16 protein-coding genes are annotated in these 14,297 nt (G+C 39.2%); 14 read left to right on the top strand and 2 right to left on the bottom strand.

Annotated features, from left to right (window positions below):
• Positions 1 to 24 precede the first annotated feature (24 nt).
• The 4 genes from MHB66_RS16585 to MHB66_RS16570 all read left to right on the top strand — a co-directional run bounded on the left by MHB66_RS16585 (position 25) and on the right by MHB66_RS16570 (position 3,900).
• Entirely contained in the window at positions 25 to 702 is a 678-nt protein-coding gene (locus MHB66_RS16585; protein WP_041115570.1) for a hypothetical protein, read from the top strand.
• Between the two features lie 24 nt (positions 703 to 726).
• Positions 727 to 1,482, top strand: coding sequence for a glycosyltransferase family 2 protein (locus MHB66_RS16580; protein WP_041115571.1), 756 nt, complete (start codon positions 727 to 729; stop codon positions 1,480 to 1,482).
• A gap of 19 nt (positions 1,483 to 1,501) precedes the next feature.
• On the top strand, positions 1,502 to 2,698 hold the full coding sequence (locus MHB66_RS16575) for a glycosyltransferase (RefSeq protein WP_025093964.1): 1,197 nt from the start codon (positions 1,502 to 1,504) through the stop codon (positions 2,696 to 2,698).
• A 134-nt stretch (positions 2,699 to 2,832) separates the two neighbouring features.
• On the top strand, positions 2,833 to 3,900 hold the full coding sequence (locus MHB66_RS16570) for an MraY family glycosyltransferase (protein ID WP_024423627.1): 1,068 nt from the start codon (positions 2,833 to 2,835) through the stop codon (positions 3,898 to 3,900).
• A gap of 35 nt (positions 3,901 to 3,935) precedes the next feature.
• On the opposite strand, the gene MHB66_RS16565 is transcribed toward MHB66_RS16570, so the two are convergent.
• Positions 3,936 to 5,027: an LCP family protein gene (locus tag MHB66_RS16565; protein ID WP_034281103.1), complete on the bottom strand. Its 1,092-nt coding sequence runs from the start codon at positions 5,025 to 5,027 to the stop codon at positions 3,936 to 3,938.
• A complete protein-coding gene (locus MHB66_RS16560) occupies positions 5,012 to 5,680 on the bottom strand; it encodes a YigZ family protein (RefSeq protein ID WP_012011434.1) in 669 nt (222 codons plus the stop codon). The genes MHB66_RS16565 and MHB66_RS16560 overlap by 16 nt, the downstream gene beginning before the upstream one ends.
• A 220-nt stretch (positions 5,681 to 5,900) precedes the next feature.
• Here MHB66_RS16560 and MHB66_RS16555 point away from each other — a divergent pair, with 220 nt between their 5' ends.
• From MHB66_RS16555 to flgK, 10 genes are all read left to right on the top strand, one after another.
• Positions 5,901 to 7,076 carry a sensor histidine kinase gene (locus tag MHB66_RS16555; RefSeq protein WP_003213166.1) on the top strand — a complete coding sequence of 392 codons (1,176 nt, stop codon included), beginning with the start codon at positions 5,901 to 5,903 and terminating at the stop codon, positions 7,074 to 7,076.
• A 64-nt stretch (positions 7,077 to 7,140) separates the two neighbouring features.
• Entirely contained in the window at positions 7,141 to 7,830 is a 690-nt protein-coding gene (gene degU, locus MHB66_RS16550) for a two-component system response regulator DegU (protein WP_008348273.1), read from the top strand.
• Positions 7,831 to 8,045: 215 nt separating this feature from the next.
• Entirely contained in the window at positions 8,046 to 8,888 is an 843-nt protein-coding gene (locus tag MHB66_RS16545) for a DegV family protein (protein ID WP_024423625.1), read from the top strand.
• Positions 8,889 to 9,008: 120 nt separating this feature from the next.
• The gene (locus tag MHB66_RS16540; RefSeq protein WP_152649307.1) at positions 9,009 to 10,406 is read left to right on the top strand and encodes a DEAD/DEAH box helicase; all 1,398 of its coding nucleotides are present in this window, start codon (positions 9,009 to 9,011) and stop codon (positions 10,404 to 10,406) included.
• A 48-nt stretch (positions 10,407 to 10,454) separates the two neighbouring features.
• Positions 10,455 to 10,748, top strand: coding sequence for a competence protein ComFB (locus MHB66_RS16535; protein WP_024423623.1), 294 nt, complete (start codon positions 10,455 to 10,457; stop codon positions 10,746 to 10,748).
• A 26-nt stretch (positions 10,749 to 10,774) separates the two neighbouring features.
• Positions 10,775 to 11,431 (top strand): ComF family protein, encoded by a 657-nt coding sequence (locus MHB66_RS16530; protein WP_235362365.1) that lies wholly within the window; start codon positions 10,775 to 10,777, stop codon positions 11,429 to 11,431.
• A gap of 57 nt (positions 11,432 to 11,488) precedes the next feature.
• A complete protein-coding gene (locus MHB66_RS16525; protein WP_034281098.1) occupies positions 11,489 to 11,908 on the top strand; it encodes a TIGR03826 family flagellar region protein in 420 nt (139 codons plus the stop codon).
• A gap of 79 nt (positions 11,909 to 11,987) precedes the next feature.
• On the top strand, positions 11,988 to 12,251 hold the full coding sequence (gene flgM, locus MHB66_RS16520; RefSeq protein WP_024423620.1) for a flagellar biosynthesis anti-sigma factor FlgM: 264 nt from the start codon (positions 11,988 to 11,990) through the stop codon (positions 12,249 to 12,251).
• Between the two features lie 18 nt (positions 12,252 to 12,269).
• Positions 12,270 to 12,752: a flagellar protein FlgN gene (locus MHB66_RS16515; protein ID WP_024423619.1), complete on the top strand. Its 483-nt coding sequence runs from the start codon at positions 12,270 to 12,272 to the stop codon at positions 12,750 to 12,752.
• A 15-nt stretch (positions 12,753 to 12,767) separates the two neighbouring features.
• Positions 12,768 to 14,288 carry a flagellar hook-associated protein FlgK gene (gene flgK / locus MHB66_RS16510; protein ID WP_024423618.1) on the top strand — a complete coding sequence of 507 codons (1,521 nt, stop codon included), beginning with the start codon at positions 12,768 to 12,770 and terminating at the stop codon, positions 14,286 to 14,288.
• Positions 14,289 to 14,297: the final 9 nt, after the last annotated feature.

The raw sequence follows: 14,297 nt of genomic DNA, 5'->3' as shown, positions 1-14,297 counted from the left end.
TACGTCAATGTTGGGAGAATGAACATGTCTGGTTTCATATCTAGAATAGGGAAGCGAATCAAAAAGTATATCGTATGGCTCGTGCTGCTGCCTGTCGTATTAGGCGCTTTTGGATTCTTTTTTGCCAAAGGAACAGCGCAGCAGTCTAGTTACACAGCTGCCGTTACCCTCACACTTGGTAAATATGATGACGGAGTGTATAACAATATCGCAGAAGTGACATCTCTATTAAGAAGCGATGCATTTTTGAATGAAGCACTCAGTGATGTTAAAGAAGAAGAAAAGCAGGATGTGAAAAGCCGCCTCATCCTCACCAATCAATCAGATACACAATTACAGCTGTCTTTCACAGATGCTGATAAGGATCATGCTTTAGCTGTCGTGAAGCAGGTGTCGGATACATTTCTGAAGCAAGACAAAGCATTATTTACAAAAAGGCAGCAGGTGATTGAAAGTAGATTATCTGCTCTAGAAGACGAATCTGTCAGCAACGATTCCAAAGTAGATAAAGAACGATTTTTATATGAATTGGAGTCTACAAAGCTTGGAATGAAGCAGGCGAAGATTGTTGATCCTGCCCAAGTTCTTGATGAAGGCAATAAAGGCATGTCAGCGAAAAAGCGGGCACTGCTTGGACTTGTCATTGGCTTTAGCATCTCGCTCATGTTTGTGGTCTTACCCGAAGTGTTCAAAGAATCTTAATGATGAACTGGAGATGAGTCTTAGGTGAACAATCAACCGTTAGTATCAATCATTACACCGGCCTATAATGCGGAACGTTATTTAACGGATACAGTTCATTCCGTCCTTGCCCAAACCTATTCTAATTGGGAACTGATCATCGCAGATGATTGTTCAACAGATGGAACAAGGAAGCTGCTTGGGGACTTAAGTGAAGCAGACGACAGAATCAACGTCATTTATTTAGAGCAAAATGGGGGAGCTGCCATCGCCAGAAACGCAGCCATCAAACAGGCAAAAGGCCGCTTTATCGCTTTTTTAGACAGTGATGATAAGTGGAAAGAGACGAAACTCGAAAAGCAGGTAGACTTCATGCTGACAAACGATTATGCCTTTACATTCACGGCATATGACATCATTGCAGAAAATGGAGAACCGTTAGAAAAAACTGTCACTGCACCAGCAAGATTAACTTATGATGAAGCTTTGAAAAATACCATTATCGGCTGTTTAACGGTGATGCTTGATGTACAGAAGATAGGACATATAGAAATGCCGAACATCCGCACAAGACAGGATTTAGCTACATGGCTGTCCATATTAAAAAGAGGATTTACAGCCTATGGAATGAGTGAACCGCTCAGTGAATACCGCATCGTTGGAAACTCGATCTCTAGTAACAAGTGGAAAGCAGCGAAAAAAACGTGGTTCGTCTACAGAGAAATTGAGCAGCTTCATTTTGTCAAAGCATCTTGGTGTTTTATGCACTATGCGACAAATGCTGTGAAGAAGCGCTTATAAACAGAAGGGAAAAAAGGTGATAAAGGTGAAAGCAGACTCGATCATACATGTTATCGTAGCGACGGGAGAATGGGGACAGGACGGCCTGAGGTACAGACGGCATCGACTGGCGGAATTTCTAGCATCTGATCCAGAAACGAAAGAGGTCATCTGGGTATGCCCATCTGCATCTGGTCATACAGCTCCCTTTCAGCCCATAACCGATCGAATGAAGCAATTGACCATTCCTGATGTGCTCAAGAGCAAATTTTTCCGCTTTGGCCGATATCAAGACATGTTCTATATTCATAAATTGTCCCCTCTTCTTGAGCATTTGCGGCAGGAAGAAAAGAAGGGAATCGCTGTTTGCTTATGGTATACGTTTCCGGGCTTTCCGCTCTTATCTTCTTTATTTGAATGGAAACATATTGTCTATGATTGCAGTGACCTGTGGGGAGAGCCGATAAGCGGCAAAAATAATTTGCTTTCTTATATGAGACAGCGTGTCATTGTGAAAGCAGAAAATCGAATCATCAAATACGCACACAGCATTACATGTTCTTCTCAATACTTACACGATCAAATCAAAAAGCGTCTCATGGGTGAACCGAAAGATGTCTTTACAGTTGAAAATGGCGTCGAGTACGATGTGTTTGCAAAAAGCAATCTTCCATGTAAGGAGGATGTGCTGCAAGGTAGAGAAGGAACTGTTCTTGGTTTTATTGGAGGCATCAAGCCGAAGCTCGATTTTGACATGATAGCAGAAGCTGCCCGCATGCAGCCTGATTGGACATTTTTATTTGTCGGTCCGGATGGAACAAATGGTGATCCATCTTTTCAGCATGCACTTAAACTGCCGAATGTGATTTGGACAGGTGCTGTTGCACCAGAAGAAGTGCCTGCGTATATGAAGCTGATTGATGTAGGCATGATGCCATACAAACAATCTCCTTACAATCAAGCTGTGTTTCCGCTCAAGCTATATGAATTTTTAGCCGCAGGAATACCGGTTGTTGGTTTAAATCTTCCGTCAACGGAAAGGCTAAAAGAGAATGATGTGTATGAATATTTAGAAGGCGAGGATCCTGCGCTCTTCGTAGAAGCCTGCCAAAAAGTGATCAGCAAAAAAGACGACATGACCTATAGACATCTAAGACAAAGCCGTGCGAAGAAAAAAGATTGGCACGCGCTGTTCACAAACATGGTGGAACTAACGAATATTAAAGAAAACGCATAATTCATCAGGGATTGTGCGTTTTTATTTGTTTCTTCTTCACAGGGGGAGCTTGTGATCATCCTCTATTCAATTGTATAATGGAAAGAGCGGCCAATATACAAAATACAGATTTCAATTTAGAAGGAGACTGACCTATGGATTACGAACGCGCCTTATTAGCGTTTTTTGTCTCTCTGGCTACAGTTTTAATTGTGACACCAATCGTCAAAAAGTTTGCAATTAAGATTGGTGCAGTGGACCAGCCGAATAAACGAAAAGTTCATGATAAAGTAATGCCTCGAATGGGCGGTTTGGCAATTTTTATTGGGGTAGCGGCTGGAGCATTAGCAGGCGGGCTGTTTCTACATAATAAAATTACAGCAATTTCAGTTGGTGCCGTACTTATCGTCATTCTAGGTATATTTGATGATAAATATAATTTAAGTGCAAGATTTAAATTTCTCGTACAAGTTCTTGTTGCTTGTCTGATTGTAAGCACAGGCTTAAAAATGGACTTTTTCTCTGTTCCTTTCTTAACAGATCGAATTGAGTTAGGCTGGATGGCATATCCCCTAACCGTGTTATGGATTGTCGGAATCACAAATGCCATTAATTTAATTGACGGCCTTGATGGACTGGCTGCCGGTATTTCTGTCATCGGTTTATCAACCATTGCCGTGATGGCATTTTCAGCTGATAAAATTTTGATTCTTTCATTATCACTTGTTGTCATTGGCAGTACCATTGGCTTTCTCTTTTACAACTTTCATCCAGCGAAGATTTTTATGGGTGACACCGGTTCGCTTTTTTTAGGCTATATGATTTCGGTACTGTCACTATTAGGTCTGTACAAAAGTGTCACTTTGTTTAGTGTTGTTGTCCCAGTGATCATCTTAGGTGTCCCTATTTTCGATACCACTTTTGCCATCATTAGACGAATATTAAACAAACAGCCGATTTCAGCACCTGACAAATCTCATATTCATCATAGACTGATGGCCTTTGGCTTGTCCCATCGCATGGCTGTCATCGTGATTTATATGATTGGCTTAGTCTTTAGCTTAAGTGCCATTTTGCTGACGAGCGCCACCATATGGTTATCACTGATTATTATCTTTTTACTGGTCATGTTCATGCAAGTGATTGCGGAAGTCACAGGCTTGGTGAATGAAGAGTTTAAACCATTTACGAAATTTTATAAACGAATGGTCAAAAGACAGTAAAAAACAGCCCGTTCCTAGGAACTGGGCTGTTTTTATTATTGTCCGGGTGTGCTGGTCGAAGAGTTAGGTGTATCACTTGTCCCCGTTTCACCAGAGGACGGATTGGTTTGTGAATCTGTTTCAGTTGAAGATTCAGCAGGCAGCTTTAAATGCGTGCGTAATTCATTTTGTACGTTAGCTAAATTGGTCGGATCTGGCTCAAAGTAATACGTGCGATTTGGCCCTAAATAAAGGTCTGATCCCTTAATAGAAAGAGTTTCTGTGTCATCTCCTTTAAATCCGCTGTAGATTTGCTGAAGCGCAAGACCTTCTGTGATACGGAAATTGGTCGTAATGTGATCACTGACTTCTTTCGCAATGTTATCGACGTTCGCAATGTTATTTGGCTTCGCCATTTGATCAATCATTGCACGTAAAATTTGTTTCTGACGATCGTTACGTCCGAAATCACCGCGTGGATCTTGTTTTCTCATCCGTGCGTAAGCAAGTGCTTCTTCCCCGTTTAAATGCATATTGCCTTTTTTGAAGTAAATCTTTTTCGATTTTTTAACATCACTTTTTTCATTGAAGTCAAATGGAACATCGATATCAATTCCGCCGACTTCATCAATGACATCCTTGAATCCGTCAAAATCAACGGTTGCATACTTATCAATCGGAATATGCAAGAATTGTTCGACAGTTTCGATCGTTTCGTCTTTACCACCTTTAGCAAATGCTGCATTGATCTTTTCTTTACTTCCTGTTGTATCACTTGCAAGCTGTACGCGTGTGTCACGAGGAATACTAACCATTTTCATCGTTTTGTCTTGGGGGTTTATCGTTGCGACAATGAGTGAATCTGAACGGCCATGATCACCCTTTGTGGCATAATCCTCAATTCCGACAAATAGTACAGAGAAAGGTTTTTTCTTAATATCAATGACAGCATCACGAAGATTCGATTTCTCTCCACGGTTTAGTTCATCATATGTTTTGTCAGCAGCTTGAAGAGTATTGACGATTTTATATACTGCAAATCCGCCCATGCAGATGATAAGAAGCAAAAATAAGACCAGAATACGTTTGATAATTCTCTTCTTCTTACTCTTTTTCTTTCGTACACGCACTTTTACTCGTTGTGCCATTCATCTGTCTCCTTTATCGGACCAATGTCCTTTTCTAAATAAATCAGTTCGCCTTCTTTTGTAACACTCTTTCCATTTGTCAGCTCAGTCATCCACTCAATGAACTGCTCTGTTTGTGTTTCTTCGACATATGTCTCAAAAATAACATCTTCTGCATAATGGATTTCTTTTAGCTGAAAAGATGAGGCTCTAAGCTCATTCTCTACCTTTCCAAGCCATGTATAATCTATTGTTGTGTGCATTGTACGCATTAAACAGCGCTCTACCATTCCAACATGGTTGATAGCTTCTGATACAGATTTTCCGTAGGCACGAATCAATCCACCGGCACCAAGCTTGATACCGCCGAAATAACGAGTGACCACAACGACTGTATCTTTCAGCTTCCGTTTTTTTAGCACTTCAAGCATTGGCACACCTGCTGTACCGCTTGGTTCACCATCATCATTCGCCTTTTGAATCAGGTCATGTTCACCAATGAGATAGGCTGAACAATTATGTGTGGCATTCCAATGTTGTTTTTTAATGGATTGTATAAATGCTTGTGCTTCTTCTTCTGAGACAGCACGCTGTATATGACAAATAAAACGTGATTTTTCAATGACGATCTCATGCTCGCCACGACTTTTTACTGTAAGATAGCGATTCAGCAAAAGACATACCCTCCTGACAAGCAAATTGTAAGACTAGTGAAAATTTGCATTGGTTTTAGAATTTTACAGCGTATTTTGTTATGATGATAGGAGCGGAAAAAGGGTCGTCATAAAAACTTCATGATTATACGCATTCTTTCATTATAATTCGACATAAAATGCAGATCAATGACATTTATAATAAAAAAAGATGACATCACTGTTACGGGAGGGAAAAGCCATGACAACACCCAAAATGGATCCGAAATTATTGGATTCAATCATCATGAAAATGCTAAGTACAGTTGATGGCAGCAAGGACGAAGTATTTAGAATAGGCGAACAGTCCCGTCAACAATATGAAAGCCTAGTAGAAGAGCTGAAGCAAATCAAACAGCAAGTAAACGAAGTAATTGATTTTGGGGATAAGCTGGAAGTCCATACAAGACATGCTAGAAACCGCTTATCTGAGGTCAGCAGAAACTTCAACAAATTCAGCGAAGAAGAAATACGTGAGGCCTACGAAAAAGCACATAACTTGCAAGTGGAACTCACCATGATTCAGCAGCGCGAGAAGCAACTGAGAGAAAGAAGAGACGATCTGGAAAGACGATTATTAAGCTTACAAGACGTCATTGAACGTTCTGAAACGCTTGTGAGTCAGATTACAGTGGTTCTCAACTATCTCAACCAGGATTTACGCCAGGTTGGCGTTTTACTTGAAGATGCTCAGGCAAAACAAGATTTTGGTCTCAGAATTATTGAAGCCCAAGAAGAAGAACGCAAAAGAGTGTCGCGGGAAATTCATGACGGCCCTGCTCAAATGCTGGCAAACGTGATGATGCGTTCCGAATTAATTGAACGGATTTTTAGAGACCGCGGTACAGAAGAAGGTTTTAAAGAAATTAGAAGTCTCAGACAGAATGTGCGAAATGCACTGTACGAAGTGAGAAGAATCATTTATGATTTAAGACCGATGGCTTTAGATGATTTGGGACTGATTCCGACACTGAGAAAATACTTAAACACAATTGAAGAATATGATGGAAAAACCAAAATTACGTTCCAATGCCTAGGTGATACAGAAAGCGAAAGAATTGCTTCTCAATTTGAAGTAGCACTGTTTAGACTAGCCCAAGAAGCTGTCACAAATTCATTAAAGCATTCTGAAGCTGAAGAAATCTCTGTCAAAGTAGAAGTAACGAAAGACTTTGTGACCTTAATTATTAAAGACGATGGAAAAGGCTTTGATATGAAAGATGTAAAAACAAACAAAAACAAATCCTTCGGTTTACTTGGCATGAAAGAACGCGTAGACTTACTGGAAGGTAAAATGACCATAGACTCAAAAATAGGTCTAGGGACATTCATCATGATTCGCGTGCCATTAACATTGCAAAATAAAATTGTAAAATAGAGTCAAAAGACATATTGACCATAAAGTTCAGGTGTAGAACAATAAACATGGGGAGGCGTAGCTTGTGACTAAAGTAAATATTGTAATTATTGATGACCACCAATTATTCCGTGAAGGTGTCAAACGGATTTTAGATTTTGAACCTACTTTTGAAGTAGTTGCAGAAGGAGACGACGGTGACGAAGCTGCACGTATCGTAGAACACTATCATCCGGATGTTGTCATTATGGACATTAATATGCCGAATGTAAATGGTGTTGAGGCTACAAAGCAGCTTGTTGAGCTTTATCCCGAATCAAAAGTCATTATTCTATCTATTCATGACGATGAAAACTATGTAACACATGCATTGAAAACAGGGGCGAGAGGCTACCTGTTAAAAGAAATGGATGCAGACACACTCATCGAAGCAGTGAAAGTTGTAGCTGACGGAGGCTCTTATTTACACCCGAAAGTCACTCATAACTTAGTAAATGAATTCCGACGCCTAGCGACTAGCGGCGTTTCAGCACATCCACAGCACGAGGTATATCCTGAAATTCGCAGACCACTTCATATCTTAACTAGACGTGAATGTGAAGTTCTTCAAATGTTAGCTGACGGAAAGAGCAACAGAGGAATCGGTGAATCGCTCTTTATTAGTGAGAAAACAGTTAAAAACCACGTGAGTAACATTTTGCAAAAAATGAATGTAAACGACCGTACACAAGCTGTTGTTGTAGCTATTAAAAATGGCTGGGTAGAAATGAGATAGTGTTCCGGACAAGTACTCCTTTTTCGCCTGTTTTTATTCTCTCACATTTTAGGTGAAGGGAAATGATAGACAGGGTAAGGATTCTTTTTCGGATATAGAGGGCTTGCCTATTGATTAGGCAGGCTTTTTTGATTACTATTATAAATCTAATGAAAAAATGATCATTCTTTTAAAATAAAAAAGAGTAACTTAACGAATAAGGAAGGTATTTAAGAATGAAAATAGCCGTTGTAACAGACAGTACTGCTTATCTACCACAAGAGCTGCGTGATAAACATAATATTCATATGATCCCCCTTAACGTCATCTTCGGCAGTGAATCATACCGTGAAGAAATAGAAATGGACTGGAAGACATATTATGAAGAAATCAAAAAACACAAAGATCTTCCAACAACCTCTCAGCCTGCTTTCGGTGAATTAATAGCCTTATATGAAAAACTAAGTGAAACATACGACGCCGTGATTAGTATCCACCTTTCAAGTGGAATTAGTGGAACGTATAATAGTGCGGTCTCAGCGAATGATCTAGTTGACGGGATTGATATTTACCCGTTTGATACAGAAACAAGCTGTATGGCACAAGGTTTTTATGTGTTAGAAGCTGCTGAAAAAATCCAAGAAGGTGCTTCTTTAGAAGAAGTGTTAGCACATCTAAATTACCTGAAAGAAAGTCAGCGGGCGTATTTTATGGTAGACGATTTAACTCATTTGCAAAGAGGCGGCAGATTAAATGGTGCTCAGGCTTTTATTGGAAGCCTCTTAAAGGTAAAGCCTATTTTGCATTTTGACAACAAGCTAATTGTTCCTTTTGAGAAGATTCGCACACGTAAAAAAGCCATTTCACGTATTTTTGAATTATTTGATGAAGATGCATCACGTGGTGTTCCGATGAGAGCAACACTGATACATGGTAATAGAGAAGAAGAAGCAGAAGAATTAATTGCGCACTTATCAGAAAAATATCCTCATGTTGAATTTTATAAAAGCTACTTTGGTGCCGTAATCGGCACCCATCTAGGTGAAGGCTCTTTAGCCCTTGGCTGGGTGATTAGATAATTCCTAAAAAACCTCTTTTCGTATGGAAAAGAGGTTTTGTTTTTTGATTTTAACTGTTGGACGAAAGGTCATGTCTTTGCGCATAATAGCCAAACATCAATTGAAAGGTGTTTGGTGAAGATGAATATGGACAAAGCAATGGAACTAATGGGGCAGCTGCATTCACGCCATCTGCTCACCGTTGAAACAAAGTGCCCGCAGTCCAATTTAGATTGGCTGGAGGAGAAGGGCTTAGTCAATCGGTCTCCAGCCATTGAGAGGAAAGCAAATGGTTTTACATGCTGCCGGTGCGGTGTATCACACAAGCGGTATTTCGCTCATTCTCCATGTGAAGTGTGTCAAAAGGATTGTGTGTACTGTAGATCATGCATCATGATGGGAAAAGCAGCAGAATGTGGGTTTCTTTATGAATGGACAGGTCCACAAATGGTAGAAACAGGTCGAGCCGAATTAACATGGCAGGGAAAGCTGTCTAAAGGACAAAAAAGAGCGTCAGAAAGAATGATTGAAGCTATTAAAAACAAATTTGATCTACTTGTTTGGGCGGTTTGCGGAGCAGGGAAAACGGAAGTGCTTTTTCACGGAATCGAATATGCATTAAATCAAGGAATGAGTGTCTGTATTGCGACACCTAGAACAGATGTTGTGCTTGAACTCGAACCGCGGCTTAGAAAAGCATTTCAAGGGGTGATAATTACCGTACTTTATGGAGGCAGTTCTCAAAGGTTTCAAATAGCACCGCTTGTGATCACCACAACCCACCAGCTGATGAGATACAAAAATGCTTTTGATGTGCTCATTGTAGATGAAGTCGATGCCTTCCCTTATTCAATGGATGAGCGACTCCAATTTGCTGTTCTAAAGGCGATGAGAAAGAACGGAGGGGTTAGGATTTATTTAAGTGCGACACCCTCTAAAAAAATGACGAGAGAGGTTTCTCGCGGAAAACTGGAAGCGATAAAAATTCCTTTGCGTTTTCACAAGCACCCATTACCCGTACCGACCTTTCATTGGATCGGACATTGGAAAAAGAAATTAAAAAAGAACCAGCTGCCCCCTAAAGTGATGAATTGGATGCAGCGACATATTGCAAATAAGAGAAGAATATTACTTTTTGTTCCTTCAATTGCTGTCATGAAGAAGGTAACGAAGATTCTACGAGAACAATCCTTAAACGTGGAGGGAGTATCTGCCGATGATCCGGATAGGAAACAAAAGGTTCAGCACTTTAGAGATTACGTATACGATGTACTAGTTACAACCACTATTCTAGAAAGAGGCGTAACCATTCCAAATGTTCAAGTGGGGGTACTAGGTTCGGAATCTACTATTTTTACAGAGAGTGCACTTGTTCAGATTTCTGGACGGGTAGGCAGACATCCGGATTATTGTACAGGAGATGTTTTCCTTTTTCATTTTGGTTTAACGAGAAGTATGAAACAAGCAAAGAAGCATATCGCAAAAATGAATGATACGGCTGCAAAAGAGTTTTCTGAAAAACAGTGTGGGTTCAACTAAATCATGGTACATTATATTCACAATACACAAATGGCAGGAGAGACAAATATGCTACTCAATGCAAAAGAAATACTACTCAAGGAAATTCTCAATCAATATCTCAACCAATTAAACATGATTTGTCATTGTGAAAAGTGTATGGAAGATGTATTAGCGATTTCACTGAATCAAGTGAAACCACAATATATAACAGATATCGATAAAATATCTTACAGTAAATCTGAGATGGTGGATAAACAGAAGAATACTGCGATGCTGGTCATTCTGACAGAAGCAGCTTCCAAGGTTTCCGCATTTCCAAGGTGTGAAAATCGTCTGCTGCTGAACAAGGAAACCAATTGATTTGTCAAATTTGCGAGGGACATTTTGTGCCTGCTTTTACATGGAAATCATTCCTACTATTAAATGATGATCGTCTTTGTGTAGCATGTAAGAATCACTTAGTAAAGATTGAGCGTCCTATTTGTCCAACATGCGGAAGGGCGCAGTCAAATGACCAATTATGCCAGGACTGTAATAGTTGGAATGAACGCTCTAATTCTATTAAAGTCCTTGTAAAAAATAGGTCAGTTTATACTTACAGCGAGTTGATGAAAGATGTCCTTGCCCGCTTTAAATTTCGGGGTGATACGGCTTTAGCTGAGCTGTTTAAAAGAGATGTACAAGCAGCATTTAAACATTCCTTCTGCATAAAAGACCCATTGCTGATACCGATCCCTTTAAGTCATGAAAGACTAAAAGAAAGAGGATTTAATCAGTCCGTGATAATCGCTTCTTTGCTAGATAAGCCAATATTGCAGCCACTCGTGAAAATACATCAAAGTAAGCAGTCTAAAAAAAAGAAAAATGAACGCCTAGATCAAAAAGGATTGTTTCAAATCAAGCAAACAGATGCGATTGTTCAAAGGGATATTATATTAGTTGATGATATCTATACAACGGGAGCAACCATCTATGATGCGGCAAGAATTTTGAAAGACGCAGGTGCTAAAAGTGTTTCTTCTTTTACGTTGATACGTAGTTAAAAATCATGATAATTAACCGATAATAAGAAAAGAAAATAACGTAAGGGGTTTTGGTTTATGAATCAATTGGCAAACTGTCCACAATGTAATCAGCTATTTTTAAAAACCACCATCCAAACGGTTTGTAATAAATGCTTTGAAGAAGAAGAACGTTCTTTTGATATCGTATATAAATTCTTGAGAAAACAAAGTAATAGACAATCAACTATTGCTGAAATAGTAGAAGCAACAGACGTTGATGAAGAATTAATCTTGAAATTTATTCGTTTGAAAAGACTGCAAATTAGTCAATTTCCAAATATTAATTATCCTTGTGAAAGATGTGGCAAAGCGATCAGGAAAAACAAGCTATGCAGCCAATGTGAACAGGATATTCATTCACAAATCAGCCAAATGAACCAAGAAGAGGAGCGTAAAAGGGAGATTGAATCTAGGAAAAAAGACACCTATTATGCCATTAATCCTAAAAACGACTGATTCCCTAAACTAAGTTGCAGTTTGGTCGATAAAATGGATAGAATCAAGACAGACTGTAACGGAAAGCGAGAGGAATCCCGTGAAAATTAATCGATATGGAACACAACCAGTAAATCCTTACAAGAAAACATATGAGAAACAAACGTTGCAATCGAATCAAGCTAAATCAACTGATAAAGTCGAAATTTCTAAAAAGGCAATCGAAATGCAAAAGGTGCCGAATATTATGAGAGAACGCCAAGATAAAATTGACCAAATTAAAAAAAGCATTGAAGCCGGAACATATCAAGTAGATACAAAAGGCATTGCAGATAAAATGCTGAATTTTTATAAACAACAATAACAAAAGGGAGCAGCGTGAATGTCAGTTAAAATAATTATTGAAGAACTGCATCGTCTCTATGGATTGCATGAACAGCTTTTAAAGTTGTCTAAGGATAAAACAGAAATGCTGAAAAGCAATGAGATTGATGCTCTTTCAGAGGTTCTGAATTTAGAGCAAAAGTATATTCAGGCCATTTCTCAATTAGAAGAAAAACGAATTGAAGCGACCGTTCAATTTTTACAAAGTGATCAATCACCAACCATCACTGCATGTATCGAAAAGGCTGAAGGTACAGATCAAGAAGAGCTCATTTCATTATATGAGAAACTAAATGACATCATGGTGGAACTAAAAGATGTAAATGAACTGAACAAGCAGCTTATTCAGCAGTCACTTCAATTTATTTCACTGACATTCGATCTCGTTAACCCTAATAAAGAAAATATGAATTACGGACAAAATGGTCTTGAGAGTTCAAAGCCTAAACAGCAAAGGGCTTTGTTTGATTCAAAGGCGTAAACAAGGAGGATACCAATGGGTTCTACATTCATGGGACTAGAAACGGCAAAAAGAGGCATCACAGCCCAGCGTGCAGGGCTTTATGTCACATCAAACAACGTCTCCAATGCAAATACGGAGGGCTACTCAAGACAAAGAGTGACCTTTAAAGCAGAAAATCCTTATCCAGTCATTTCTGTTTATGACGGCAAAACGTATGGCCAAATGGGGACAGGTGTACAAGTTGGAACCGTTGAAAGAATTCGAGACAGCTTTTTAGATCTACAATACAGAGATCATAATAATAACTTATCTTACTACTCAACGAAGTCAGATGCCCTTTCACAGATGGAAGGGGTTATGAATGATTTGACGGATGAGGGCTTGAACAGAGCTTTTGATAATCTATGGAAATCATTACAGGTCTTATCGGAATCAAAAAATGCTGATACGGCTTCTGCACGTACAGTTGTTAAAACAAGTGCACAGGCTTTAGTTGACCAATTCCGTCTGCTCAATTCTTCTTTAACAACGATACAAAAGAATTTAAAAACGGAACTCGATTCAACAGCCAAAGATGTAAACACTCTTTTATCTCAAATAGATGAAGTGAACAAACAGATTGCAGCAGTTGAGCCAAATGGATATCTTCCAAATGATCTTTATGATACACGTGATACTTTGGTCGATCAATTATCCTCACTTGTTGATATTAAGGTCAGCTACAATCCACCTGGCGGTAATGCACTCAAAATTGCTGAAGGAACTGTCAACATCGACATTATCGGTGCAAATGGACAATCTGCTGGAAACATTTTGAATGGTATTACGAACGAAAAGTCTGAACTGCAAATCTCTTACGATAATACAACGGGACTTGTTAACTCACTTCAATTCGGAACAACAACAATTGCAGCGGATCAATTACAAGTGAACGGTAAAGTAAAAGCACTTGTTGAAGCTTATGGCTACATGTCAAACGGTGCTGAAAAAGGCATGTATCCAGATATGCTTGCAGAGCTGGATGAAGTAGCAAAAGTATTCATGGATACATTTAACGATGTACATAAGCAGGGGTACACGTTAAATGGTGCAAGTGGACAAGACTTTTTTGATATCGAAAATAACAATGAGTTGAATAAAGGTTTGGCAGCTCGTATTAAAGTGAGCGATGTCATTTTAGCATCAACAGATAATATTGCTGCATCTCTCAATCAAACACAAGGTGACGGTTCGAATGCTACGAAATTAGCTAATATACAAGACTTAAAGTTACCAATCGGCGGAAATACAACGACAATTCAGGATTATTACCAAAATGTGATTGCTGAGATGGGGGTACAAGGGAAAAAGAACATGACGCTTGAAAGCAGTTCAGCTGCTCTTGTCAATTCAGCCAATGAACGTAGAATGTCGACTAGCGCTGTCTCCATTGATGAAGAAATGACGAATATGATCCAATTTCAGCATGCATATAATGCGGCTGCGAGAATTATGACATTACAAGATGAAGTATTGGATAAGGTCATAAACGGCATGGGTGTCGTAGGAAGGTAGGGATAACGG

It is taken from the genome of Bacillus sp. FSL L8-0167, assembly GCF_038630295.1.
GTDB lineage: Bacteria > Bacillota > Bacilli > Bacillales > Bacillaceae > Bacillus > Bacillus safensis.
The sequence above is the reverse complement of the archived record's forward strand: the minus strand, read 5'-3'. Positions and strand labels throughout refer to the sequence as shown.

Bases quoted from the DNA above. Each gene is read 5' to 3' on its own strand.
- MHB66_RS16585 (WP_041115570.1), top strand. From the start codon at position 25: ATGTCTGGTTTCATATCTAGAATAGGGAAGCGAATCAAAAAGTATATC.
- MHB66_RS16570 (WP_024423627.1), top strand. From the start codon at position 2,833: ATGGATTACGAACGCGCCTTATTAGCGTTTTTTGTCTCTCTGGCTACA.
- MHB66_RS16565 (WP_034281103.1), bottom strand. From the start codon at position 5,027: ATGGCACAACGAGTAAAAGTGCGTGTACGAAAGAAAAAGAGTAAGAAG.
- MHB66_RS16555 (WP_003213166.1), top strand. From the start codon at position 5,901: ATGACAACACCCAAAATGGATCCGAAATTATTGGATTCAATCATCATG.
- MHB66_RS16545 (WP_024423625.1), top strand. From the start codon at position 8,046: ATGAAAATAGCCGTTGTAACAGACAGTACTGCTTATCTACCACAAGAG.
- MHB66_RS16540 (WP_152649307.1), top strand. From the start codon at position 9,009: ATGAATATGGACAAAGCAATGGAACTAATGGGGCAGCTGCATTCACGC.
- MHB66_RS16535 (WP_024423623.1), top strand. From the start codon at position 10,455: ATGCTACTCAATGCAAAAGAAATACTACTCAAGGAAATTCTCAATCAA.
- MHB66_RS16525 (WP_034281098.1), top strand. From the start codon at position 11,489: ATGAATCAATTGGCAAACTGTCCACAATGTAATCAGCTATTTTTAAAA.
- MHB66_RS16515 (WP_024423619.1), top strand. From the start codon at position 12,270: ATGTCAGTTAAAATAATTATTGAAGAACTGCATCGTCTCTATGGATTG.
- flgK (WP_024423618.1), top strand. From the start codon at position 12,768: ATGGGTTCTACATTCATGGGACTAGAAACGGCAAAAAGAGGCATCACA.